This window comes from Microbacterium sp. SCN 71-21 (genome assembly GCF_001725695.1).
In the GTDB taxonomy this organism is placed as follows: Bacteria; Actinomycetota; Actinomycetes; order Actinomycetales; family Microbacteriaceae; genus Microbacterium; species Microbacterium ginsengisoli.
In genome coordinates, this window is sequence record NZ_MEGA01000010.1 from 1 (window position 1) to 23,057 (window position 23,057).

The 23,057-nt window shown below is 70.5% G+C and carries 25 protein-coding genes, 3 tRNA genes and 1 pseudogene; 10 read left to right on the plus strand and 19 right to left on the minus strand.

Features of this window, described 5'->3' with window-relative positions:
* The 10 genes and pseudogenes from ABT08_RS02280 to tilS form a co-directional block, all read right to left on the minus strand.
* Nucleotides 1–757: PH domain-containing protein (locus tag ABT08_RS02280; RefSeq protein ID WP_288113883.1), on the minus strand; the 757-nt coding region annotated here is incomplete at its 3' end.
* Complete coding sequence (locus tag ABT08_RS02285; RefSeq protein ID WP_045247496.1) at nt 754–1,362, minus strand: PH domain-containing protein; 609 nt, start codon at nt 1,360–1,362, stop codon at nt 754–756. The genes ABT08_RS02280 and ABT08_RS02285, both read right to left, overlap by 4 nt.
* Nucleotides 1,310–1,801 (minus strand): DUF3180 domain-containing protein, encoded by a 492-nt coding sequence (locus ABT08_RS02290; RefSeq protein ID WP_045247497.1) that lies wholly within the window; start codon nt 1,799–1,801, stop codon nt 1,310–1,312. The genes ABT08_RS02285 and ABT08_RS02290 overlap by 53 nt, the downstream gene beginning before the upstream one ends.
* A complete protein-coding gene (gene folK / locus ABT08_RS02295) occupies nt 1,798–2,319 on the minus strand; it encodes a 2-amino-4-hydroxy-6-hydroxymethyldihydropteridine diphosphokinase (protein WP_056209668.1) in 522 nt (173 codons plus the stop codon). The genes ABT08_RS02290 and folK overlap by 4 nt, the downstream gene beginning before the upstream one ends.
* Nucleotides 2,316–2,705 (minus strand): dihydroneopterin aldolase, encoded by a 390-nt coding sequence (gene folB / locus ABT08_RS02300; RefSeq protein WP_045247499.1) that lies wholly within the window; start codon nt 2,703–2,705, stop codon nt 2,316–2,318. The genes folK and folB overlap by 4 nt, the downstream gene beginning before the upstream one ends.
* A pseudogene (gene folP, locus ABT08_RS02305) lies at nt 2,702–3,440 on the minus strand (dihydropteroate synthase). Before folP ends, folB begins: the two are co-directional and overlap by 4 nt.
* Nucleotides 3,440–4,027 (minus strand): GTP cyclohydrolase I, encoded by a 588-nt coding sequence (folE, locus tag ABT08_RS02310; protein ID WP_045247501.1) that lies wholly within the window; start codon nt 4,025–4,027, stop codon nt 3,440–3,442. The pseudogene folP and the gene folE overlap by 1 nt, the downstream one beginning before the upstream one ends.
* A 9-nt stretch (nt 4,028–4,036) precedes the next feature.
* Complete coding sequence (gene ftsH / locus ABT08_RS02315; protein ID WP_056209663.1) at nt 4,037–6,049, minus strand: ATP-dependent zinc metalloprotease FtsH; 2,013 nt, start codon at nt 6,047–6,049, stop codon at nt 4,037–4,039.
* Nucleotides 6,050–6,201: 152 nt separating this feature from the next.
* Nucleotides 6,202–6,753 carry a hypoxanthine phosphoribosyltransferase gene (gene hpt, locus ABT08_RS02320; RefSeq protein ID WP_056209660.1) on the minus strand — a complete coding sequence of 184 codons (552 nt, stop codon included), beginning with the start codon at nt 6,751–6,753 and terminating at the stop codon, nt 6,202–6,204.
* Nucleotides 6,754–6,762: 9 nt separating this feature from the next.
* Nucleotides 6,763–7,764: a tRNA lysidine(34) synthetase TilS gene (tilS, locus tag ABT08_RS02325; RefSeq protein WP_288113886.1), complete on the minus strand. Its 1,002-nt coding sequence runs from the start codon at nt 7,762–7,764 to the stop codon at nt 6,763–6,765.
* Nucleotides 7,765–7,898: 134 nt separating this feature from the next.
* Here tilS and ABT08_RS02330 point away from each other — a divergent pair, with 134 nt between their 5' ends.
* Complete coding sequence (locus ABT08_RS02330; RefSeq protein ID WP_045247504.1) at nt 7,899–8,390, plus strand: inorganic diphosphatase; 492 nt, start codon at nt 7,899–7,901, stop codon at nt 8,388–8,390.
* A gap of 65 nt (nt 8,391–8,455) precedes the next feature.
* Here the strand turns inward: ABT08_RS02330 and ABT08_RS02335 are convergent, their stop codons facing one another.
* Nucleotides 8,456–9,817 carry a M23 family metallopeptidase gene (locus tag ABT08_RS02335; RefSeq protein ID WP_056209657.1) on the minus strand — a complete coding sequence of 454 codons (1,362 nt, stop codon included), beginning with the start codon at nt 9,815–9,817 and terminating at the stop codon, nt 8,456–8,458.
* Between the two features lie 256 nt (nt 9,818–10,073).
* Between ABT08_RS02335 and ABT08_RS02340 the strand changes: the two genes are divergently transcribed.
* The 3 genes from ABT08_RS02340 to ABT08_RS02350 all read left to right on the plus strand — a co-directional run bounded on the left by ABT08_RS02340 (nt 10,074) and on the right by ABT08_RS02350 (nt 10,387).
* Nucleotides 10,074–10,146: transfer RNA gene (locus ABT08_RS02340), tRNA-Glu, on the plus strand.
* Between the two features lie 29 nt (nt 10,147–10,175).
* Nucleotides 10,176–10,249 (plus strand) — tRNA-Asp (locus ABT08_RS02345).
* Nucleotides 10,250–10,314: 65 nt separating this feature from the next.
* Nucleotides 10,315–10,387, plus strand: a tRNA-Phe gene (locus tag ABT08_RS02350).
* Nucleotides 10,388–10,424: 37 nt separating this feature from the next.
* Here ABT08_RS02350 and ABT08_RS02355 read toward each other — a convergent pair.
* Nucleotides 10,425–10,781 carry a hypothetical protein gene (locus ABT08_RS02355; protein WP_156454806.1) on the minus strand — a complete coding sequence of 119 codons (357 nt, stop codon included), beginning with the start codon at nt 10,779–10,781 and terminating at the stop codon, nt 10,425–10,427.
* 283 nt (nt 10,782–11,064) lie between these two features.
* On the opposite strand from ABT08_RS02355, the gene ABT08_RS02360 reads away from it, so the two are divergent.
* Nucleotides 11,065–11,244 (plus strand): hypothetical protein, encoded by a 180-nt coding sequence (locus ABT08_RS02360; RefSeq protein ID WP_056209654.1) that lies wholly within the window; start codon nt 11,065–11,067, stop codon nt 11,242–11,244.
* Nucleotides 11,245–11,306: 62 nt separating this feature from the next.
* Here the strand turns inward: ABT08_RS02360 and acs are convergent, their stop codons facing one another.
* Both acs and ABT08_RS02370 read right to left on the minus strand, forming a co-directional pair.
* Nucleotides 11,307–13,277 carry an acetate--CoA ligase gene (gene acs, locus ABT08_RS02365; RefSeq protein ID WP_056519801.1) on the minus strand — a complete coding sequence of 657 codons (1,971 nt, stop codon included), beginning with the start codon at nt 13,275–13,277 and terminating at the stop codon, nt 11,307–11,309.
* Nucleotides 13,278–13,279: 2 nt separating this feature from the next.
* Nucleotides 13,280–13,882, minus strand: coding sequence for an acetate uptake transporter (locus ABT08_RS02370; RefSeq protein WP_048809080.1), 603 nt, complete (start codon nt 13,880–13,882; stop codon nt 13,280–13,282).
* Between the two features lie 178 nt (nt 13,883–14,060).
* On the opposite strand from ABT08_RS02370, the gene ABT08_RS02375 reads away from it, so the two are divergent.
* Nucleotides 14,061–14,900, plus strand: a complete 840-nt coding sequence (locus tag ABT08_RS02375) for a LuxR C-terminal-related transcriptional regulator (RefSeq protein ID WP_273188951.1) — start codon at nt 14,061–14,063, stop codon at nt 14,898–14,900.
* Between the two features lie 26 nt (nt 14,901–14,926).
* On the plus strand, nt 14,927–15,688 hold the full coding sequence (locus tag ABT08_RS02380) for an SDR family NAD(P)-dependent oxidoreductase (protein WP_288113889.1): 762 nt from the start codon (nt 14,927–14,929) through the stop codon (nt 15,686–15,688).
* A gap of 2 nt (nt 15,689–15,690) precedes the next feature.
* On the opposite strand, the gene ABT08_RS02385 is transcribed toward ABT08_RS02380, so the two are convergent.
* Together ABT08_RS02385 and ABT08_RS02390 are read right to left on the minus strand one after the other, a co-directional pair.
* Nucleotides 15,691–16,398 (minus strand): response regulator, encoded by a 708-nt coding sequence (locus ABT08_RS02385; protein ID WP_048809082.1) that lies wholly within the window; start codon nt 16,396–16,398, stop codon nt 15,691–15,693.
* A complete protein-coding gene (locus ABT08_RS02390; protein WP_156454807.1) occupies nt 16,395–17,996 on the minus strand; it encodes an ATP-binding protein in 1,602 nt (533 codons plus the stop codon). The genes ABT08_RS02385 and ABT08_RS02390 overlap by 4 nt, the downstream gene beginning before the upstream one ends.
* A 183-nt stretch (nt 17,997–18,179) precedes the next feature.
* Here ABT08_RS02390 and ABT08_RS02395 point away from each other — a divergent pair, with 183 nt between their 5' ends.
* The 3 genes from ABT08_RS02395 (at nt 18,180) to ABT08_RS02405 (ending at nt 21,067) form a co-directional block, all read left to right on the plus strand.
* Nucleotides 18,180–19,022, plus strand: a complete 843-nt coding sequence (locus ABT08_RS02395) for an ABC transporter ATP-binding protein (protein WP_045247509.1) — start codon at nt 18,180–18,182, stop codon at nt 19,020–19,022.
* Nucleotides 19,019–19,888 carry an ABC transporter permease gene (locus tag ABT08_RS02400; protein ID WP_045247510.1) on the plus strand — a complete coding sequence of 290 codons (870 nt, stop codon included), beginning with the start codon at nt 19,019–19,021 and terminating at the stop codon, nt 19,886–19,888. Before ABT08_RS02395 ends, ABT08_RS02400 begins: the two co-directional genes overlap by 4 nt.
* Nucleotides 19,889–19,981: 93 nt before the next feature.
* Complete coding sequence (locus tag ABT08_RS02405) at nt 19,982–21,067, plus strand: ABC transporter substrate-binding protein (protein WP_045247511.1); 1,086 nt, start codon at nt 19,982–19,984, stop codon at nt 21,065–21,067.
* A gap of 59 nt (nt 21,068–21,126) precedes the next feature.
* Here the strand turns inward: ABT08_RS02405 and ABT08_RS02410 are convergent, their stop codons facing one another.
* From ABT08_RS02410 to ABT08_RS02420, 3 genes are read right to left on the minus strand one after another with little or no spacing between them, the layout of a single operon-like run.
* Entirely contained in the window at nt 21,127–21,723 is a 597-nt protein-coding gene (locus ABT08_RS02410) for an energy-coupling factor transporter transmembrane component T family protein (RefSeq protein ID WP_056209644.1), read from the minus strand.
* Nucleotides 21,717–22,412: an energy-coupling factor ABC transporter ATP-binding protein gene (locus ABT08_RS02415; RefSeq protein WP_056209641.1), complete on the minus strand. Its 696-nt coding sequence runs from the start codon at nt 22,410–22,412 to the stop codon at nt 21,717–21,719. Before ABT08_RS02415 ends, ABT08_RS02410 begins: the two co-directional genes overlap by 7 nt.
* A 7-nt stretch (nt 22,413–22,419) precedes the next feature.
* A complete protein-coding gene (locus ABT08_RS02420; protein ID WP_045247514.1) occupies nt 22,420–23,031 on the minus strand; it encodes a biotin transporter BioY in 612 nt (203 codons plus the stop codon).
* Nucleotides 23,032–23,057 lie beyond the last annotated feature (26 nt).

Genomic DNA, 23,057 nt, shown 5'->3' on the forward strand with positions numbered 1-23,057 from the left:
CGGATGCCGCGGGCTCCGCCCCGAAGACCAGACCCGTCAGACCGTCGCCCACGGCCGCGCGCGCCGAGGCCAGGCGGCCGGCGTGCGGGCCGGGGCCCGCGGCATCCGTCTCGGCCCGCACGCCCGAGGCGAGGCGCAGGATGTCGCGGCGCACCGCCTCGGCCGACCGCGTCGACAGGTACGACAGCTCCACGTTGGAGTCGAGGCCGGCGCCCATCACCTCGAGCTTCGCCATGCCGACCAGGCGCGCGACGAGCGGGCGGGTGAGGTTCACGCCCTGCACGCGGTCGAGCGGGGCACGGCGGTGCGAGCGGAACAGCACGCCCCGGCGCACCTCGACGTCGGCGGCCGTGACCCGGAACGTGTGGAAACGCCACGACAGCGCGAACAGCCCGACGAGCAGCAGCGCGACGACGATCGCGCCGAGCAGCACGAGGAAGACCAGATTGTGGGCGAACACGTAGTCGACGGGATCCCGCGGGTCGTCGGCCGGCGGATGCGGCCCCGGCGCGAACATCGGCACCACGAACGCGAGCAGGCGCTCGCGCAGGTTCGCGATGAGCACGCCCGCGACGACCACGACGACCAGCCCGCCGCGGAAGACGGGCGTCAGCGGGTGCAGCCGGTGCCACGCGCCATCCGTGAGCACCGATCCCGAGAGCGCTGCCGCCGGGTCGGGTCGCGGGTCGCCGTGAGCGCCGGCGGACACCCCCTCGACCGCACCGCCCTGGTCGCCCGCCTCGACGGGATCGCTCACAGCGGTGTCCGGCGCTGCTCGGCGAGCTCGATCAGCGCGTCGCGCAGCAGCTCGGCGGCCTCCTGCCGCAGCCCCGGCAGCACGACGCTGCCGGTCGAGGCGGCGCTGACGAGCTTCACCTGCGCGATGCTGAACGCCCGGTCGAGCGGACCGTGGGCGATGTCGACGAGCTGCAGCCGCCCGTAGGGCACGGCGAGCTCGCGCTGCAGCAGGATGCCCCGCCGCACGACGATGTCATCGGCGCGCAGGCGGTAGCCCCACGACCGCAGGCGTCGCGGCAGGATCGCCGCCCACACGACCAGCACGACGACGAGCACACCGCCCACGGGATACGGCCACCACGCGCCCGTCCAGATGCCGAGAACAACGGATGCCCCCACCACCGCAACGGTCCACAGCGCGAGCTCGATCAGCTCGGTCCTGAGGTAGGGCCGCGCAAGCCGATGCCACGGTGCGGGATCCGCGGCATCCGTGCCTGTCAGCCAGCCGCGGCGCGGCGCACCGACCGGCGCGAAAGTGCCCCTATCGAGCACCTCGGCGTCGAGGCCCGGCTCAATGACGGTGCGGCTCGATCGCGGGAGCGCCGGGTCCGGAGTCGTCGTCATCGTCGTCCTTCCGCAGGGTGCACAGGTGTTCGGCGACGAGGGCGGTGACCACCAGCGCGACGCCCGCCGCCGCGGTGAGGATGATCGGCAGCAGCGCGCCGGAGTCGGGGGTGGCCGGGCGGGTCGACACGAACAGCAGCAGTCCGAGCGCGAACCCGGCGACGACCGCACCGACGAGTGAGGAGGCCTTCGCGAGCACCGCGATGCGCACCGCCCGGAACGGGTCGATGTCGACCTTGACCGTCGCGCGGGTGGCTCGGCGGATCGGGAGTGCCAGCAGGATCTCGGCGAGGCCGAGCAGCACCAGCAGGATCGGCAGTCCGATGGCGGGCGTGAAGGTGGCGCGCCCACCCGCGGTCAGCAGCTGGTCGACGAGGAACCCGGCACCCAGGCCGAGCACAGCCGCGGTGAACAGGGCGAGGGGGCTCGTGCGCTTCACGCGGGGCCCCCGTCGTCGAGCGCGGCGAGCAGCGCGTCGACGCGACCGCGACCGGGCAGCACCGCGTCGGGGTCGACGGCCAGCCACGGGCGCAGCACGAAGTCGCGCTCGGCAGCGCGCGGGTGAGGCAGCAGCAACGCCGGGTCGTCGGAGTGCACGTCGTCGTACGCGATCAGGTCGAGATCGAGCGTGCGGTCGCCCCAGCGCTCGCGACGCACCCGCCCGTGCCGCGCCTCGATCTCGTGGAGGGCGGCGAGCAGCTCGGCGGGTCGGAGGGTCGTGGTGACGAGTGCGACCGTGTTGAGATACGGCGGGGCCGAGGCATCCGGCCCGTGCAGGGTGAGCGCGACGGTCTCGAGCACGGGAGCGACCTCGAGCGCGCTCGTGCCCGGCAGCGTGCGCAGGTCGGCGACGGCGGCCTCGATCGTGGTGCCGCGGTCGCCGAGGTTCGACCCCAGGGCGACGACGGCGGTGACGGATGCCTCGTCGCCGACGCCCTGCGCGAGCCGCCGGTTCACAGCGCTCCCTCGATGCGCACGCGGGTGACGCTGACGGTCACGTCGTCGAACGGCACGGGGATGGGCGCCTGCGGCTTGTGCACGGTGATGCGCACCATGTGCACCGGCCAGCCCTCGAGCACGGCGGTCGCGATGCGCTCGGCGAGGGTCTCGATGAGGTTGACCGGGTCGCCGCCGATGATCTCGGCGATGCGCACCGCCACCTCGCCGTAGTGCACCGTGTCGGTGACGTCGTCGGTGACCGCGGCGCGCTGCACGACCGCGCCGTCGAGGTAGAGCGCCGCGTCGACGACGAACTCCTGCCCTTCGGCGCGCTCATGGGCGAACACCCCGTGGCGTCCGAATGCGCGGATGCCGGTGATCGCGATCTCGTCGAGCGGGTTCATGCCTTCCCTTCCTGCCAGGCGCGGGCGATGGTGAGCGCGTCGCGGGTGGCGACGACGTCGTGCACGCGCACCGCCCAGGCTCCGGCGTCGGCGGCGAGCACGCTGGTGACCGCGGTGGCGAGGTCGCGGCGGGCCTCGGATGCCTCGCCCCCGAGCGCTGCGGCGAGGAACCCCTTGCGGCTCGTGGTCGCCGCGCTTGGCGAAGCCGAGACCCGGGTCGAGGATGACACGGGCCGGGTTGATGCCCGCCGCGGCCGCCGCCTCGACCCGTCCGACGAGCTCTGCGGCGACCTCGCGTTCGATGTCGTCGTACTGGGCCTGCGCGTACATGTCGTCGGAGTGGCCGCGCCAGTGCCCGAGCGCCACGTCGGCGCCGGTGGCGGCGACGGCCGCGAGCAGATCGGGGTCGGCGAGACCGCCCGACACGTCGTTGACGATGCGCGCACCGGCGGCGACGGCCGCGACCGCGGTCGAGGCGTTCATGGTGTCGATGCTCACGACGGCTCCTGCGGCGGCGAGCGCGTGCACGACCGGCAGCACCCGCTCCTGCTCGATCTCGGGGGTGACGCGCACGGCACCGGGCCGTGTCGACTCGCCGCCGATGTCGAGGATGTCGGCGCCGAGCTCGCGCAGCCTCAGCCCGTGGGCGACGGCGAGGTCGGGGTCGAGGTAGCGACCGCCGTCGCTGAACGAGTCGGGGGTCGCGTTCACGATGCCCATGACGAGGCATCCCATCAGCGGTTCGCTCCGATCAGGGCGATGAGCTCGGCGCGGGCGGCGGGCTCAGCGAGCTCTCCGCGTGCGGCGATCGTGACGGTGGACGCGTCGGGCTGCCGTTCGCCGCGGGAGGTGACGCAGCCGTGCACCGCGTCGAGCACGACGAGCACCCCACGGGCGTCGAGCCCGTCGGCGATGGTGTCGGCGATCTGCTCGCCGAGGCGCTCCTGCACCTGCGGGCGGGCCGACAGCACCTCGACCACGCGCGGGAGAGCACCGAGGCCCACGACCTTCTCGCCGGGGAGGTAGGCCAGGTGCGCCCGGCCGCGGAACGGCAGCAGGTGGTGCTCGCAGACCGAACGGAAGTCGATGTCGCGCAGCATGACGGCGCCGCTCGGCAGTGTGTCGGGCGCGGGGCCACGGCTGATCGAGATGGTGCGGTAGAGAGCTGCCGCGGGATCGGCGTCGACCCCGGCGAAGAACTCGCCGTAGGCGTCGGCCACCCGTTCAGGCGTCTGCCGGAGTCCGGGTCGGTCGGGGTTCTCGCCGATCGCCTCGAGGAGCTCCCTCACGAGCGCGGCGACACGTGCACGGTCGACGGCCATGCGCCGAGCCTACGCGGTCGCGGGGCGGGCCTGTCCGGTCGGACGCTGGCGCGGAGCCTTCTTCGCTGCAGCCCCCTCGTCGGCGGCCTCGGTCTGGGCGGCGACGCCCTCCTGCTCGCGACGGCGCGGCACGTCGACCGGCGGCAGCGCCGAGACCGGGCGCTTCGTGCTCGAGAGCCACTGGGGGCGCTCGGGCAGCTTGCGCACGTCCTTGAAGATCTCGGCGAGCTCGAGGTGGTCGAGCGTCTCCTTCTCGAGGAGCGCGAGGGCGAGCTTGTCGAGCACGTCGCGGTTGTCGTTGATCACCTGGTAGGCCTCGTTGTGGGCCTGCTCGATGAGGTCGCGCACCTGTACGTCGACGCGCTCGGCGAGCTCGTCGGAGTAGTCGCGGCCGTGACCCATGTCGCGCCCGAGGAACATCTCACCCGAGCTCGAGCCGAGCTTCACGGGGCCGACGTCGGTGGTCATGCCGTATTCGGTGACCATCTTGCGGGCGATGCCGGTGGCCTTCTCGATGTCGTTCGAGGCGCCCGTGGTCGGGTCGTGGAACACGATCTCCTCAGCCACGCGACCGCCCATCGCGTAGGTGAGCTGGTCCTGCAGCTCGTTGCGGGTGATCGAGTACTTGTCGTCGAGCGGCAGCACCATCGTGTAGCCGAGCGCCTTGCCGCGCGGGAGGATCGTGACCTTCGTGACGGGGTCGGTGTGGTTCATCGCCGCCGCGGCGAGGGCGTGGCCGCCCTCGTGGTACGCGGTGATGAGCTTCTCCTTGTCCTTCATCACGCGCGTGCGGCGCTGAGGTCCGGCGATCACGCGGTCGATGGCCTCATCGAGGGCGCGCATGTCGATGAGCTGCGCGTTCGAGCGGGCCGTCAGCAGCGCCGCCTCATTGAGCACGTTGGCGAGGTCGGCACCGGTGAACCCGGGGGTCTTGCGGGCGATGACCTCGAGGTCGACGCTGTCGGAGAGGGGCTTCCCGCGCCCGTGCACCTCGAGGATCTTCTTGCGGCCCTTCAGGTCGGGGGCGTCGACGCCGATCTGGCGGTCGAAGCGGCCGGGTCGCAGCAGGGCCGGGTCGAGGATGTCGGGACGGTTGGTCGCCGCGATGACGATGACGTTGGCCTTCGGGTCGAAGCCGTCCATCTCGACGAGCATCTGGTTGAGCGTCTGCTCGCGCTCGTCGTGCCCGCCGCCGAGTCCGGCGCCGCGATGGCGTCCGACCGCGTCGATCTCATCGATGAAGATGATGGCGGGCGCGCTCTCCTTGGCCTGGTTGAACAGGTCGCGCACGCGGCTCGCGCCGACGCCGACGAACATCTCGACGAAGTCCGAGCCCGAGATCGAGTAGAACGGCACGCCCGCCTCGCCGGCGACGGCGCGGGCGAGCAGGGTCTTGCCGGTTCCGGGAGGGCCGTACAGCAGCACGCCCTTCGGGATGCGGGCGCCGAGCGCCTGGAACTTCGTCGGGTCCTTCAGGAAGTCCTTGATCTCCTGCAGCTCCTCGATCGCCTCGTCGGAGCCGGCGACGTCGTCGAAGGTGACCGTCGGGGTCTCCTTGGTGACGAGCTTCGCTCGCGACTTGCCGAACTGCATGATCTTGCTGCCGCCCCCCTGCGACATCGACAGCAGCAGCCAGAACACGAGGCCGAGGAGGAGTAAGGGCACGGCGAGCGAGAGCAGGCTGTCGAGCCAGGTGGTGCGCGGCACGACGTCGTTGTAGCCGCCCGAGGGGTTGGCCGCGTCGATCGCGTTGACCACGTCGGTCGCGCGGGCGTTCACGTAGTAGAACTGCACATCGCTCGAGCCGTTGTAGGGGGTCGAGAGGGTGAGGTCGACGCGCTGGTCGCCGTCGGTGTTGACCACCTTGCTGACGGTTCCGCCCTTGAGGAGGTTGAGACCCTCCTGCGTCGAGATCTGCTTGGCTCCGCCGAGGCTCGAGATGAGGGAGAACCCGATGATGAGCAGCAGACCGATCAGCAGCACGTAGATGATCGGATTGCGGGTGATCTTCTTGAAGTCCATGATTCGAGCCTGCGCCCGAGCGCCTTTCGTCGACGTTCCGCCTCGTGAACGGTTCCCTCAGGTTAGCGCTCGCCCACTATGGCGGGTCTGTGCATTCGCCCACGGCGAACTGGGCGAATCCGGATGCCGCGGCCCGGCCGCCCGACGACGCGTCAGGCGTAGACGTGGGGGGCGAGAACCGCGACGTCACGCAGGTTTCGGTACTTCTCGGCGTAGTCGAGTCCGTAGCCGACGACGAACTCGTTCGGGATCTCGAAGCCGACGTAGCGGCAGTCGACGTGCACCTTCGCGGCATCCGGCTTGCGGAACAGGGCGAAGACCTCGACGGATGCGGCGCCGCGGGCGGCGAAGTTCTCGAGCAGCCAGCTGAGGGTGAGGCCGGAGTCGATGATGTCCTCGACGATCAGCACGTGCTTGTCGTGGATGTCGGTGTCGAGGTCTTTGCGGATCTGCACGACGCCGCTCGACTTGGTGCCGGCGCCGTATGAGGAGACGGCCATCCAGTCCATGGGAACGAGCATCGGCAGCGCCCGGGCGAAGTCGGCCATCACCATGACGGCGCCCTTGAGCACGCCGACGAGCACGAGCTCCTTGCCCTCGTAGTCGACCGCCACCTGAGTGGCGATCTCGTCGAGCTTCGCGCGGATCTCCTCCTCGGTCGCGAGAACGGTCTCGAGGTCGGAGGCGAGGTCGACGGCGCGCATGGGTCGAGTCTAGGAGGGGGGCCCTGCGGCGGTGAACTCGATGCGGGCGCCGACGCGGCGAGCCCGGCAGCCGGGCAGGTCGAGGGGTCCCTGCCCTGCCCAGTCGGTGACGAGGCGGGCGACCGCGAGGGTCTGCGTGCGGGTGAGGCTCTGACCGAACTCGCTCGCCACGACGTGGCGGATGATGCGGTGGCGTAGCGCCGGAGGATTCGCGGCGAGCGCGCCGACCGAGACGGAGATGCCCGCTTCGGCGTGCTCGACGATGTCCTCGATGGTCTCGTCGATCATCTCGTCGAAGGCGGCCGTGTCCTCGCGCAACTGGTCGGCGGTGCGGGCGAGGGCCTCGGCGACGCCCGGGCCGAGCTCGCGCTCGAGCACCGGCAGCACCAGCTCCCTCACTCGCACCCGTGCGAATGCCGGGTCGGCGTTCTGCGGATCGTGCCAGGGCTCGAGGCCCGCCGCCGCGCACGCGGTGAGAGTGGTCGCGCGGCGCACCGCGAGCAGCGGCCGCACCAGCAGAACCCCGGATGCCTCGTCCCGCCGCACGGCGGCCATGCCGGCGAGGCTCGTGGCGCCCGCTCCGCGGGCGAGGCCCAGCAGCACGGTCTCGGCCTGGTCGTCGAGTGTGTGCCCGAGGAGCACGGCCGCCGCGCCGAGGTCGGCCGCGGCCCCGGTGAGCGCGCGGTAGCGCGCGGAGCGCGCGGCCCCCTCCGGCCCGTCACCCGCTGCGGTCACCTCGACCCGCACGATGCGGGCGGCGAGCCCGAGCGCACGCGCCTGATCGGCGGCGCGGGAGGCGGCGGCATCCGACCCCGGCTGCAGCGCGTGGTCGACGATCACCGCGGTCGCGGCGATGCCGAGCTTCGGCGCCTCGAACGCGGTCGCGGCGGCGAGGGCGAGGGAGTCGGGTCCGCCCGAGAGCGCCATGACGACCGACGTCGCCTCCACACCCGAGAGTGCCGTGCGCACCGCGAGGCGCACCTCGGCGACGGCGGGATCCAGTGCGGGCATGCCTTTACCGTAGGGCGGCGCGAACGCGGCGCGCGAGCGCACCCGACGGCTCGTGACGCCCGCCCCGATGTCGCCGAGGCCGCCGCACTAGGCTGAGGGGCGGCATCCCAGCCCCTGATCTAAGGAGCACGCACATGGGCGCATACGACGCCGTCATCGAGATCCCGCGCGGCAGCCGCGTGAAGTACGAGGTCGACCACGAGACCGGCCGGGTGTTCCTCGACCGCATCCTCTACACGGTGTTCGGCTACCCGGCGAACTACGGGTTCTTCGAGAACACGCTCGGCGAGGACGGCGACCCGCTCGACGTGCTGCTGCTGCTCGACCAGGAGCTCGCACCCGGCGTCGGCGCCAAGGTGCGCCCGGTCGGCGTGCTGAAGATGAGCGACGAGGCCGGCGGCGACGACAAGGTCGTGGCCGTGCTCGCCAAGGACCCCCGCTGGGCGCACATCCAGGACGTCGCCGACATCCCGGAGTACACGCAGAAGGAGATCACCCACTTCTTCGAGCACTACAAGGACCTCGAGCCCGGCAAGTGGGTCAAGGTCGACGAGTGGGCCGACGCGGCCGAGGCCGAGCGTCTCGTCTCCGAGGCGTTCGCGCGCTTCGAGGCCGAAGGGCACTGAGCGCCCTCACCCCGACATGACGAAGGGGGCGGATGCCGCGGCATCCGCCCCCTTCGCTGTGTCGACTAGATGTTGATGCCGCGCTGCGCCATGAGGGGCTGCGGGTTCTTCGGCGATCCGTTGACGTAGAACTCGAAGTGAAGGTGGCATCCGAACGCGTTGCCGGTCTCGCCGCCGCGCCCGATGACCTGGCCGGCCGAGACCTGCTGGCCGTAGGACACGAGGATGCCGCCGTTCTGCATGTGCGCGTACCCCGTGCCGATGCCGCCGCCGTGGTCGATCTTGACGTAGTTGCCGTAGCCGCCGTTGGGGCCGGCGTGGACGACCGTGCCGGCGCTGGCCGCGAAGATCGGGAAGCCGCACGTGCCGTTGGCGATGTCGAGACCGTAGTGGAAGCTGCTGGCGCAGTACGACGGACCGCACTGGGCGTAGCGGGGGCCGTAGGGCGAGGTCATCGGCCCGTTCGCGGGGCGGGCCCACCCGCTCGACGAGGCGCCGCCGCCTCCGCCACCGCCGCCGCCCTGCGCGGCCTCCTGGGCGGCCTTCGCGGCCGCCGCCGCTGCCGCCGCGGCCGCCGCCTCGGCGGCCTTGCGTGCGGCTTCGACCCCGGCCTGGTAGTCGGCGACGGTCTTGGCGGTCTGATCCTGCAGCGCCTGCAGCTGCGCCTGGAGGTCCTGCAGGTGGCTCTGCTGGTTCGCGAGGGCGGCCTGCGCCGCCTGGGCGGCGTTCTGCGCCGCGGTCATCGCGTCATTGGCCTGCTGCTGGAGCTTGTCGCGCTCATCGGCCTGCACCTTGGCCTGGTCGCTGAGCGACTGCGCGAGGTTCTGCGCGGTGACCGCGTTCGTGTAGACGTCGTTGTTGCGCTGCAGCAGGCGGTCCATCGTGCCGAGGCGGGCGAGGAGATCGTTGGCCCCCGCGGCGGATCCGGCGAAGAAGATCTGCAGCGACGCGTTGTCGCCACCGGAGCGGTAGAGCTGCGCTGCCAGGCGACCGGCCTGGTTCGCCGCCTCGAGGGCGGCGGCGGACTGCTTGTCGGCCTGATCCTGGATGTCGGCGGCCTTCTGGCTCGCGTCGAAGAACGCCTGCTGCGCGGTGTAGAAGACCTGCGACGCCTGATCAGCGGCCGCCTGCGTCTGCGTGACCTGCGTGTTCAGCTGCGAGATGAGGCCGTTGATCTTCGTGATCTCGGACTGCTTCGCGGCCTCGTTGTTCTTCGCCGCCTGCACGTCGGCCCAGCTGGGGTAGTCGGCGGCGAAGGCGGGAGTCGAGAACCCGGAAGCGACCGCGCCGACGGCGACGATGCCGAGTGCCCCCGCACCGAAGAGCGCGCGACGGCTCACGTCGGGCCACAGCGCGCGCTGCTCACGCGCGGAGGGCGCGCAATCGCACTCGTCGGTGTGGTCCACCTGAGTGGTGTCGTCGGTCACGAGGCATCCCTTCGGTGCTCGAGTCACATCTGCATCACTAATAACATGCGTCACCTTCACGAAGGAATCAAGCACAGGTTGAAGGTTGACCGCACGCCTTCGTCATTCTGCGGGGTGGAGCAGGAGGCTGCGGGAGCCCACGCGGGGCTGCCACGAATCGCATGATCGCTCGGTTTGGTGCAACGGCGTTCGTTTGCGTATGCTTGAGCGTCGGCAAGCGTGACCGCCGAATCCCTCGGGATGTCGAGTTTCGCCCGGCCCCATCGTTTAGCGGCCTAGGACGCCGCCCTTTCACGGCGGTAGCACGGGTTCGAATCCCGTTGGGGTCACACTCACCGGCACACAACTTAACAAGCATGGCCCTGTAGCGCAGTTGGTTAGCGTGCCGCCCTGTCACGGCGGAGGTCGCGGGTTCAAGTCCCGTCAGGGTCGCTCCGAGCGACGGGCCCTTTCTTAGCAGAGGGCCCTTCGTCTAGGACGCGGCAGATATGCCGCGCGGCTCTGTAGCTCAGTTGGTAGAGCGCACGACTGAAAATCGTGAGGTCACGGGATCGACGCCCGTCGGAGCCACACGGACCGTCGTTACAACGGTCCCAGAAACCCTCGCCTAGCTTCTACATGGCGGGGGTTTTGCTTTGCCCTGCGGCCGCGCCTGCTCGCGTAGCTCTCGAATGGTCGAGAACATCTGCGCAAGCGCCGCATCATATGAGCGACGTGCCACACGGATTCCCGCACGGCCGTCCTTGCGCCGAGGGTGTCCGAGGTGCGCACCGTGACACTCCCCGCACACAAATGCGGCAAGCCCGGCGTCATCCGCGAAATCGACGAAGGCCGCGACCCAGGCCTCGATGAGCGTGTCGTAGCGAACTTTTCCCGTCGTTTCGCACCGGGCAAGCCCATCGACAAGACTGCCGACCATGTGGCGCTCACCCACTGCCAGACGCCAGTGCGCGGCAGACGTCACCTGCACATTGTTCCCGGCAACACCGCCACGCCGCGCGCGACGTTCGTCCTGACCGGCCTTCGCGCACGACGGAGCGCAATAGCGCGGCGTGTCAGCTTCTGCGAGAAGTCGAGTCACGTGCCTCGAACAGAACATGCACCACACGCTCGTCGGACCGAGGGAAGACGTGGACACACACGGATCTTCCCGCCCACATCCGACATCACAAGGTCTACGATCGCCGCATGAGTCGTTGCCCACGCTAGCCCCGCTCGGGGCCAGCGAATCATGAGAGGCAACAACTATGCATAAGGCACTCTGCAACGCGCTCTTCCGTGCGTTCGGTCACCGCGTGTGCTGCGGACGCATCCCGGATTGGACGGCGCATGTCGGCCAGCGCTGGGACACCTTCGACCTCGCGCCGTGGAACCTCTATAACGGCATCTGGCGTGTCCAGCGGTGGGTGCGCACCGGAATGCGCTGACCGCACGCGCAAAGGCCGGCGCCGCGGCATCCGCGAAGCCGGCCCCTGCGCGTCAGGCCGGATCAGTCGTCGTGAGCACCTGACTGCATGCCGGTCTTGATCGCGTCCATGACGCCCGAGTCGGCGAGGGTGGTCACATCACCCACGGGCCGGTTCTCGGCGACGTCACGCAGGAGGCGACGCATGATCTTGCCCGAGCGCGTCTTCGGCAGCTCGGCGACGACCATGATCTGACGGGGCTGCGCGATCTTGCCGATCTCCTTGGCCACGTGCTCTCGCAGCTCACGGGTCACGTGGTCACCTCCGTCTCCGGCCTCCTTGCGCAGGATCACGAATGCAGCGACCGCCTGACCGGTCACGGGGTCGTCGACCCCCACCACGGCCGCCTCAGCGACCTTCGGGTTCGACACGAGTGCCGACTCGATCTCGGTCGTCGAGAGGCGGTGCCCCGACACGTTCATCACGTCGTCGACGCGACCCAGCAGCCACAGGTCGCCGTCCTCGTCGCGCTTGGCCCCGTCGCCCGCGAAGTAGCGACCCGGGAACCGCGACCAGTAGGTCTCCTTGAACCGCTCCGGGTCGCCCCAGATCGTGCGCAGCATCGACGGCCACGGCTCGGTCAGCACCAGGTAGCCACCCTGGCCGTTGCCGACCGACTCGCCCTGCTCGTCGACCACGTCGACGCCGATGCCCGGCATCGCGCTCATGGCCGCGCCGGGCTTGCCGGCCGTGATGCCCGGGAGCGGGCTGATCATGATCGAGCCCGTCTCGGTCTGCCACCACGTGTCGATCACGGGCACCCGGTTGCCGCCGATGTGCGCGCGGTACCACATGTACGCCTCGGGGTTGATGGGCTCACCCACCGACCCGATGAGCTTCAGGCTCGACAGGTCGTACCCCTCGGGGATCTGGTGACCCCACTTCATGAACGTGCGGATCGCCGTCGGCGCGCAGTACAGCGTCGTGACGCCGTACTTCTGCACGATCTCCCACCAGCGCCCCTGGTGGGGCGTGTCGGGTGTGCCCTCGTAGAGCACCGAGGTCGTCGCATTCGACAGCGGACCGTAGACGATGTAGCTGTGGCCGGTCACCCACCCGATGTCGGCCGCCGTCCAGTAGACGTCGGTCTCGGGCTTGAGGTCGAAGGTCTCCCACTGGGTGAACGAGCACCCGGTGAGGTACCCGCCGCTCGTGTGCAGGATGCCCTTCGGCTTGCCGGTCGTGCCCGAGGTGTACATGACATAGAGCGGATGCTCCGCATCGAACGCCTGCGCATCGTGCGACGTGCTGGCGCGGTCGACGCTCTCATGCCACCACAGGTCGCGACCCTCGGTGACGGCCACGTCCTGTCCGGTGCGGCGCACCATCAGCACGGACCTCACGTCGGGGCATCCGGTCAGCGCCTCATCGACCGCCGGCTTCAACGCCACCGCAGAGCCCTTGCGGTAGCCGCCGTCAGCGGTGATCACTACCCGGGCGTCGCAGTCGAGGATGCGCGTGCGCAGCGCCTCGGCCGAGAAGCCGCCGAACACCACGGTGTGCGGTGCCCCGATGCGGGCGCAGGCCAGCATCGCGATGATCGTCTCGGGGATCATCGGCATGTAGATCGCGACCCGGTCGCCCTCCTGCACGCCGAGCGCGGTGAGCGTGTTCGCCGCCTGGCACACCCGCTCGGTGAGCTCGCGGTAGGTGATGGTGCGGGTGTCGCCCGGCTCGCCCTCGAAGTGATACGCGACCCGGTCGCCGAGGCCGGCCGCCACGTGGCGGTCGAGGCAGTTCACCGCCACGTTCAGCCGGCCCCCGACGAACCACTTCGCGAACGGCGGGTCGCTCCAGTCGAGCACCTGGGTCCAGGGCTCGGCCCAGTCCAGCCGCGCCGCCTTGTCCGCCCAGAAGGCGAGCCGGTCGGCATCCGCCTCCCGGTAGATGTCGGCGGTCACGTTGGCGGCCGCCGCGAACTCGGGGCTCGGCGGGAACCGCCGGTTCTCGTGCGCGAGGTTCTCGATCGCGGAGGCGTGCTCGATGGTCGACACGGTCAGCTCGCCTTCGGGGCGCCGATCGGGAGGACGGTGCGTCCCCAGGTCGAGTTGATGACGGATGCCGCGGAGCCGTACCAGGCGAGCACGGCGGTCACGAGACCGACGACGCCGCCGATGTTGGTCGCGGTCGCGCTGCCGCTGAACGCGCCGATCGTGAGGAGCACGAACGTGATCAGCAGGGCGATGAACACCAGCAGCACGATGCGGCTCGCCTTGATGGCGCCGATGGTCATGTAGAAGGTGAAGATCGTCCACGCCAGGAAGAAGACGGCGAGTCCGTCGGCGCCGGCCGCCTTGGCGAGCGCGTCGTTCGTCAGCAGGAACCACACGGCCAGCCAGAACGAGCCGTACGAGGTGAACGCGACGGCGCCGAACGTGTTGCCCTTCACGAACTCCCACATGCCGGCGAGCAGCTGGGCGATGCCGCCGTAGAACAGGGCGAGGGCCAGCGCGCCGGCCCCGGCGTCGGGGATCCACCCCGCGTTGGCGACGCTCAGCACGAACGTCGTGAGGGCGAACGCGGCGAGGCCGAGAGCGCCCGGGTCCGCGACACCGGCGACGAACGTCGGGCGCGAGATGATGTCGGTCTGGTTGCTCACGATGAACACTCCTTTGTGTTGTGGATAGACCCGCAGGACCGGGGCCACGGGGCATCCGTTCACATCGGCGTGAGCGGATACTCATAGCGAAACCCGGGGTTCGGCCCTGCTAGCTTCAACGCTACGAACGCACCGACGCGCTCGACTACCGTCCAAAGGAGGTAGTGATGTGGAGACGATGACGTCGCCGCTCGCCCCCCGCGATGCCCTGCTCGCGACGCTGCGCACCCTGCGCCGCGACACGGGCGCCAGCATCACCTTCGGTGCGTACGCCACCCCCGGCGGCGCCCGTCTCGACGCGTTCGTCGGCGCGCACAGCCACACCCTCGCGGGAGTGCTCATCGAACCCGCCCACGGGGTCGGCGGCAAGGCCATGGTCGACCGGAGGCCGGTCGCGGCGACCCAGTACGAGCGCTCGACGGCGATCACCCACCACTACGACCGCGAGGTCAGCGGCGAGGCGATCGTGTCGCTGCTGGCCGTGCCGGCGATCGTCGGCGACCGGGTGCGGGCCGTGCTCTACGTCGGCGAGCGCGTCGCCACACAGTTCGGCGGCGACATCGTGCGCCGCACCGTGTCGGCCGCGCAGAACCTCGCGTGGGAGTTCACGGTCGCCGCGGAGGTGGAGCGCCGGGTGAGCGAGCTGCGGCAGGCGGCAGCACTCTCGGCCGCCGCCGATGCCCCGTCGCGGGAACGCCAGGAAGTGCGGGAGGCGGCCGCCGAACTGCGAGAGCTCAGCCGCGTCGTGCAGGACCCCGAGCTGCTGGCGCGCATCGACGCGATCGGCCGACTGCTGCTGCCCGCCCCGACCGAGCTCGTCGCCCCGCGGCTCTCGCCCCGCGAGGTCGACATGGTCACCCAGCTCGCGCTCGGCCGCCGCAACAGCCAGATCGCCGAGGCCCTCGGCCTCACCGAGGCGACGGTGAAGGCCTACGTGTCATCCGCGATGCACAAGCTCGACGCGAGCAGCCGCTTCGAGGCGGTCGCGGCCGCGCGTCGCGCCGGCATCGTCGCGTGAGGATGCCGCGGGCATAGCCTGGCGGTATGAGCACCCTCACCGGAACCGTCGCCCTCGTCACCGGAGCCTCCAGCGGAATCGGGGAGGCCACCGCCCGCACCCTCGCCGCCGACGGCTCCGCCGTGGCCCTCGTCGCCCGCCGCGCCGACCGTCTCGCGTCGCTCGCGGAAGAGATCGCCGCGGCCGGGGGCACGGCCGTCGCGATCGAGGCCGACATCACCGACCGCGATCAGGCCCGCGCCGCGGTGGCCCGCACGGTCGCCGAGCTCGGGCGCCTCGACATCCTCGTGAACAACGCCGGCGTGATGCTGCTGGGGCCGGTCGAGCACGCGCCGATCGACGAGTGGGATCGCATGATCGACCTCAACCTCACCGCACTGCTGTCGGTGACCGAGGCGGCCCTCCCCCACCTGCTCGCGGCCGCCGAGAGCGAACCGCGCCGGGTCGCCGACCTCGTGAACATCTCGTCGACAGCGGGCCGCCAGGTCAAGCGCGGCTCCGGCGTCTACAACCTCACCAAGCACGGCGTGGGCGCCTTCAGCGAGTCGTTCCGGCAGGAGTTCAGCCGCCGCCACCTGCGGGTCGGCGTCGTCGAGCCGGGTGCCGTCGCGACCGAGCTGCGCGACCACCTGCGTCCCGAGATCCGCGAGGTGCAGCAGCAGCGCCTGTCGGCGATGCAGCCGCTGCAGGCGCAGGATGTCGCGGACGCGATCTCGTACATCGTGACGCGTCCGCGCCACCAGACGATCAACGAGTTGCTGCTGCGCCCGACCGAGCAGGACGACTGAGCTCAGCGCACGAGTCGGGCCGCCGGGGTCGTGTACACGTGCTCGGGCCGCCCGGTGCTGCCGTAGCGGAGGGTGAGCACGATGTGGCCCGACTGCTCGAGTTGCGAGAGGTAGCGCTGGGCCGTCGCGCGTGAGATGCCCGCCTCGGCGGCGACCTGCGCGGCGGATGCCCCGTCGACGCCGCTGTGCGCGATGCGGTCGAACACGAGCTTCACGGTCGGAGCCATCGAGGGCACCCGCGGCCTGACGGCCGGCTCGGGCGGTCGCAGCGCCCCGAACAGCCGATCGATGTCGTCCTGCGTCGACTCCTCGGGAAGCGCCGCGATCTCCCCCAGCGTGCGCTGGAAGGCGATGAGTCGCTCGACGAGCGCTGCGAACCCGAAGGGCTTGCTGATGTAGTGCACCGCCCCCAGTCGCAGAGCCGTGCGGATCGACTCGACGTCCTTCGCCGCCGACACGACGATCACCGACGGCGCGTGAGCCTCGGCGGCGAGGTCGCGCACCACGTCGAGGCCGTCGCCGTCAGGCAGGTAGATGTCCATCAGCACGAGATGCGGACGCTTCTCGTCGATCACGCGCCGCGCCTCGGCCGCGCTGTGGGCCATGCCGACCACGCGGAACCCGGGGACGCGATCGACGAACCCCGCGTGCACCGTCGCGACGCGGTAGTCGTCGTCGACGACCACGACCTCGATCACCGCCTCGCTCATCCGCCCACCTCCGCAGCCACTGCGGTCGGCAGGGTCACGGTGAAGCGCGTTCCGCCGTCGACCTCGACCTCGACCGTGCCCCCGATGCGGGTGACCGCGTTCATCACGAGCGCGAGCCCGAGCCCGCCGTGCGTGGAGTGCGCCGAGCGTTTCGTGGTGAACCCGCGGTCGAACACCTGCGGACGCTCCGACTCGGGGATGCCGATGCCGTTGTCGGCCACCGAGACCTCGATCGCGACCGGCGACTCGACGATGCGCACCTCCACGAACCGCGGCGCCGCGACGGGCATCAGCGCGTCGAAGGCGTTGTCGATCATGTTGCCTAGCACGGTCGTCAGGGCCTGCACGTGTCGGGCGTCGGCGTCGAGGTGCGAGTCGGGGGCGATGACGAGCTCGACGCCGCGCTCGCTCGCCTCGGCGGCCTTGCCGAGCAGCAGTCCGACGATCTGCGGCACCGCGATGCGCGACCTCACGGATTCGTCGAAATCGGCCGACGTGCCCCGTAGCTCGTTGAGGTACGACAGCGCATCCACGGGACGACCGAGCTCGAGCAGGCCCGCGATCGCGTGCAGACGATTGGTGAACTCGTGCTGCTGGGCACGCAGCGACTCCGTCAGACTGCGCTGCCCGTCGAGCTCGCGCGCGAGCCCCTCGAGGTCGGTGCGGTCCCGCAGGGTGATGACCGTGCCATGCGGCTTGCCGCGCAGCACCACGGGCATGCGGTTCACGACCAGGCACAGCTCGCTGGTCACGAACAGTTCATCGACCCCGACCGACGGATCGATGAGGATGTCGCGCAGCTCCCCCGCAGCGACCACCTCGACAAGCGGCCGGCCGGCCGCGGCATCCGGAAGATTCAACAGCCGGCGCGCGGCGTCGTTCACGACGCTGATGCGGCCCGCCGGGTCGAGCGCGAGCACCCCCTCGCGGATGCCGTGCAGCGTCGCCTCGCGCTCCTGCAGCAGCCGGGCGATCTCATCGAGCTCGAGTCCGAAGGTTCGCTTCTTCATGCGGCGCGCGACAAACCACGACGCCACCGCACCGAACAGCAGCGCCACGGCGAACCACAGCCCGTAGGACGGCAGCTCCCGCACGAGCTCGCTCGACACGGAGCTCTCCTGGATGCCCACCGACACCTCGCCGATGACGACGTCGGCCGGGCTGAACAGCGGCACCCGCGCGTTCGCGGTGAGACCCTGCGATCCCGAGTTGATGCCCAGATGAACCTGACCGTCCGCAGCCATCACCGACTCGCTCACCCGCTGCCCCACCAGTGACGGGTCGGGGTGGGAGTGTCGGATTCCCTGCATGTCGATCAGCACCACGTACGACGCGCCCGTCGAGGACATCGTCGCTGTCGCGTACTCCTGCAGCTGGCCGGCGCACGCCGCAGCCGCCCCGGGCACCATGCACTGCTGCACCATCGGCACGCTCGCGACCGTCTGCGCGATCGCGGCCGCCCGCGCCTCGAAATCGCGATCGAGATTGGCGCGCACCGTCTGCGTGAGCAGCAAGAACCCGAACGCCATCGAGGCGGTGAGGATCACCACCTGGGCCAACAGGATCTGGCTCGAGATCTTCCGCATGCGCCGTCGCACCCAGTGATTGTGAGTCCTCGACGCACCGATGGCAAGGCGCACCGGTGCGCGAAACGCGCAGAAGCCGCGCAACGGGCACAAGGAGACGAACCCGCAGAACCGCGACGACGCGGCGTCCGCTCTCGCACGATGGGTCCACTCCTCCCCGGAGGTTCCCGCTCACCAAGACAGAGAGGTCTTGCCATGGACGACACCCCCTCGCGCGGCCCCGGCCATCGCGACGACGGCGCGCGCATCGACATCGTCGGACTCACCAAGCGCTTCCTCACCCCGAAGGGCGAGGCGTTCACCGCGATCCGCGACGTGTCGCTCACCGTCGAACCCGGCCAGTTCTGCGCCATCGTCGGACCGACAGGATGCGGCAAGTCGACGACCCTCGGACAGGTGTCCGGTCTCGACAAACCGAGCGCCGGGCACGTGTCGGTCGGCGGCACGCGGGTCGACGGCATCACCGACGGCGTCAGCTTCATGTTCCAGGCCGACTCGCTCTTCCCCTGGAAGACCGTGCTCGACAACGTGAAGATCGGGCCCGTGCTCAAGGGCATGCCGCGGGCACAGGCGACGGTGCTCGCGCGCGACTGGATCCGACGTGTCGGCCTCGCCGGCTTCGAGGACCGCTACCCGCACCAGCTCTCCGGCGGCATGCGCAAGCGCGTCGCGATGGCGGCCGCCCTGATCAACAACCCGCGCATCCTCCTGATGGACGAGCCGTTCGGCGCCCTCGACGTGCAGACCAAGGCGATCATGCAGACCGAGCTGCTGGCGCTGTGGGAGGAGTACCGGCCCTCGGTGCTGTTCATCACACACGACCTCGATGAGGCCGTCGCCCTGGCGGACCGCGTGGTGATCATGACCACGAGTCCCGGCACCGTCAAGGACGTGTTCGACATCGACCTGCCCCGACCCCGCGGCGACGTGCAGGAGATCCGCCACGAGGCGCGGTTCCTCGAGCTGCAGGGCCAGATCTGGCAGTCGCTGCGCGACGAGGTCACTCGCGCGTACGCACGGACGGCGGATGCGGCATGACCGCCGTGAGCCTGCCGGGCGCCGCCGCCGCATCCGAGACGAGCATCCAATCCGCCGCGCGCGCCAGCCGGCGCCGCCGCATCGCCTGGGTGTGGATCGGACGCATCCTGCTCGCCGTCGTGGTCATCGGCGGCTGGCAGCTGTTCACCGAGCTCGGCTGGGTCGATCCGTTCTTCTTCGGCCAGCCGAGCGGCATCTGGGACAGCCTGGTGCGGCTGTTCACCGTCGGAACGGCGTTCGGCTCGATCTGGGAGAACCTCTGGGTCACGGTGCAGGAAGCCCTCTACGGCTTCGCGCTGGGCACCGTCGTGGGCGTCATCCTCGGCATCCTGCTGGGGACGAACCGCTACCTGTCGGCGGTGTTCGGCCCGTACATCAAGGTGCTCAACTCGATCCCCCGCATCGTGCTCGGCTCGATCTTCATCGTCGCGTTCGGCCTCGGGATCTTCCCGAAGGTGCTGCTGGCGGCGGTGCTCGTCTTCTTCGCGGTGTTCTTCAATGCGTTCCAGGGCGTGCGCGAGGTCGACCAGAACCTCGTCTCCAACGTGCGCGTGCTCGGGGCGACCCCGCTGCAGGTCGCGCGGCACGTCACCATCCCGTCGGCGATGACCTGGATCATCGCGAGCCTGCACACCGCGTTCGGGTTCGCCATCATCGGCGCCCTCGTCGCGGAGGTGCTCGGGGCGCAGAAGGGCATCGGCCTGATCATCAGCCAGGCCCAGGGCAACTTCGACCCGAACACCGTGTTCGCCTGCATGGCGATCATCGCCGTGTTCACCCTCGTCGCCGAGTACCTCATCACGCTGCTCGAGCATGCGGTGCTCAAGTGGCGTCCCCCTGTGCGGTCCGAGGCGCAGAGCATCTGACCGCGGCATCCGCCCCCTGATCGTCGACCCCGTCGACACCCTGCGGCGTGCTCCCGGGCCCGCCCTGCATCACATCCACAGAAAGGCATTTCAATGAAGAAACGCGCACTGCTCGCCATGGCCGCCGTCGGCCTCGCGACCCTCTCGCTCGCCGGCTGCGCCGGCAGCGGATCAACCACCGCGAGCGCCGGATCGACCGACCTCCCGACCGTGAAAATCATGGTCGGCGGCATCGACAAGCAGATCTACCTCCCCTACCAGCTCGCGCAGAGCCTCGGCTTCTACCAGAAGTACGGCGTGAACGTCGAGCTGTCCACCGAGCAGCAAGGCGGCGTCGGCGCCGAGGACGCCATGGCCTCCGGCCAGGTCGACTTCGCCGGCGCGTGGTACATCCACACCGTCGACTTCCAGTCGAAGGGCAAGAACGTCATCAACGTGGTGCAGCTGTCGGGCGCCCCCGGTGAGCGTGAGATGTGCAGTTCGAAGAGCGGCGTCACCTCCGCGGCCGACTTCAAGGGCAAGACCCTCGGCGTCACCGACCTCGGGTCGGGCACCGACGAGCTCACCCAGTTCATCGCCGCCCAGGCCGGCGTCGCCCACAACGACTACACGACCCTCGCGGTCGGCGCAGGCTCCACGGCCATCGCGGCGATCCAGCGAGGCTCGGCGGACTGCGTGATGACGACCCAGCCGACCGTCGGCGCACTCGAGTCGAAGAACCTCGCCTCGACCGCGATCGACCTCGCGACGACGGCCGGCGCCCAGAAGGCGCTCGGCGGTGCGTGGCCGGCGGCGGGCCTGCTCGGCCGCGCCGATTGGGTCGCCGCCCACCAGGACGAGACGCAGAAGGTCGTCGACGCGCTCGTCGCGACGATGCACTGGATCGACACCCACACCGCGACGGACATCGCCAACGCGCTGCCTGCCGACTTCGTGCAGAACAGCACCATCACGAAGGACCAGTACATCGCCGGCCTCACGACCGACAAGGGGCAATTCCTTCCCGACGGGATCATGCCCGCGGGTGGCCCGAAGACGATCTTCGCGATGGAGAAGCTGATCGGCGTCGACACGTCGAAGGTCACGATCTCCGACACGTTCACCAACAGCTACGCCGAAGCGGCGAACAAGCTCGAGGGAACCGCGGTGACCACGACGCCGGCGGGAGCCGACGGCTGAGCACGGTCAGGACGGCGGGGGTCCCGGTCTCGGGGCCCCCGTCGTCGTGATGTCACCGGTCAGCCGACCCCGCGGGCCGCGAGCGCCTCGCCGAGCCGGTCGGCGTGCTGCAGCGCGAGCACCACGTACGGCACGGTGAAGGCGCGGGGCGTCGCCCGAGCACCGCGGGCGCGCAGCGTCTCGCGCACCTCGCCGGCGAGGGAGGCCAGCACGGGGATGGTCGCGAAGGTGACGACGAGCAGCAGCGCCGTCCGCTCGGGATCGATCCGCACGAACCGCAGTGGCGCGAGCCCCACCTCGAGCGCGCCGAGCAGCGCCGTCACGCGGGTCGTGAGTGCGAGAACGGATGCCGCCGCCACCGCCGCGAGCACGCGCACGGTGTTGATGACCGCGGGCTCGATGCCGAGGAAGATGACCTGTCCGATCAGGCTCACGACCGCGAGCCACCGCAGCGCCCAGAGCTGGCGTCCGAGCTGCGGCATCCCGAGTCCGCCGAGGAGGAACAGGGCGACCGGCGCCAGCACCGCGGGCGCGAGCGCCCACCACGCCGTCGGAAGCAGCGAGATCGCCAGCACCACCACGAGCACCAGCACGATCTTGACGCCCGGCCGGGCGCGGTGCAGCAGGCCGTCACCGTCGACGTAGAGGCTCAGCACGGGGCATCCGCCACGATCGCGTCGTACCGGGCGATGACCTCGGCGGGAGGCCCGACCTCGATCAGGCGCCCTCCGTCAAAGAGCACGGCCGTCTCGCAGCGCGCGGCGAGCGCGAGGTCGTGCGTGACGAGCAGCAGCCGATGCCCGGCCGCCTCGAACAGGTGGTCGGCGACGCGACGCGCGTTGCGGGCGTCGAGCATTCCCGTCGGCTCGTCGGCGATCACGAGGTCGGGCCGCCGCACGAACGCGCCGCACACGGCGAGCAGCTGCTTCTGACCGCTCGAGAGCTCGTGCGCCGCGCGGTCGGCGAGCGGCGCCAGCCCGAACCGGTCGAGTGCCGCATCGACCCGTTCCGCAGCCTCGGCGCGCGGGAGACGCAGCGAACGCAGCGAGAACTCGACGTCCTCGCGCACGGTGGGCATGACGATCTGCGCGTCCGGGTTCGAGAACACGAACGCCACCCGGCGCCGAAGCTCGGCGGCGTCGCGCCGGGGATCGAGTCCGAGCACGCCGAGTGAGCCGGATGTCGCGGCCCCGAGGCCTCCCACGAGCCGGGCGAACGTCGACTTGCCCGAGCCGTTCGCCCCGATGACGGCGACCGTGCGGGCGTCGAGGTGCAGCGAGACATCCACCAGCACCTCGACGGCGCCCGCGACGACGCCGACGTTCTCGAGTCGGATGCCGGTCATGCTCCGATCATGCCTGGCCGTCGGCGATCACGGGCACCGCCGTGGTCGCAGGCGCCGGGCGCGGCGCGAGCCGGAAGGCGCGCGGGTACGCACGCCAGAGGGTGAGCACCACGACCGTCGCGATGGCGACCTTGATGAGGTCACCGGGGATGAACGCGATCGATGAGATGGCCGCGGCATCCAGCGGAATGCGCACGATCAGGGCGACGAACGGGACGCCCACCGCGTAGATCGCGACGATGCCGCCGAGCAGCAGTCCCGCGATCGTGGTGGTCCAGTGGATGCGGCCACCGATGCGCACGACGAGTCCGATGACGATCGCCCCGAGGATCCAGCCGAGCATGTAGCCGACGGTCGGGCCCACGAAGACGGCGAAGCCGCCGCGGCCACCGGCGAGGAGCGGGAGGCCCACGGCGACGAGCGCGAGCAGCACGGTCACCGAGAGCGCGCCGAGCCACGGCCCGAGGATCGCGCCCGCGAGCATGACGCCGAGCGTCTGCGGGGTGATCGGCACGGGACCGATGTTGATGCTGCCCGGCAGGCCGAGCACGGCGATGAGGGCGGCGAAGACGGCGACGCGGGCGAGGTCTGTCGCGTCGATGCGACGGGTGGCGGCCATGGGGATCCTTCGGGACGGGTTACCTG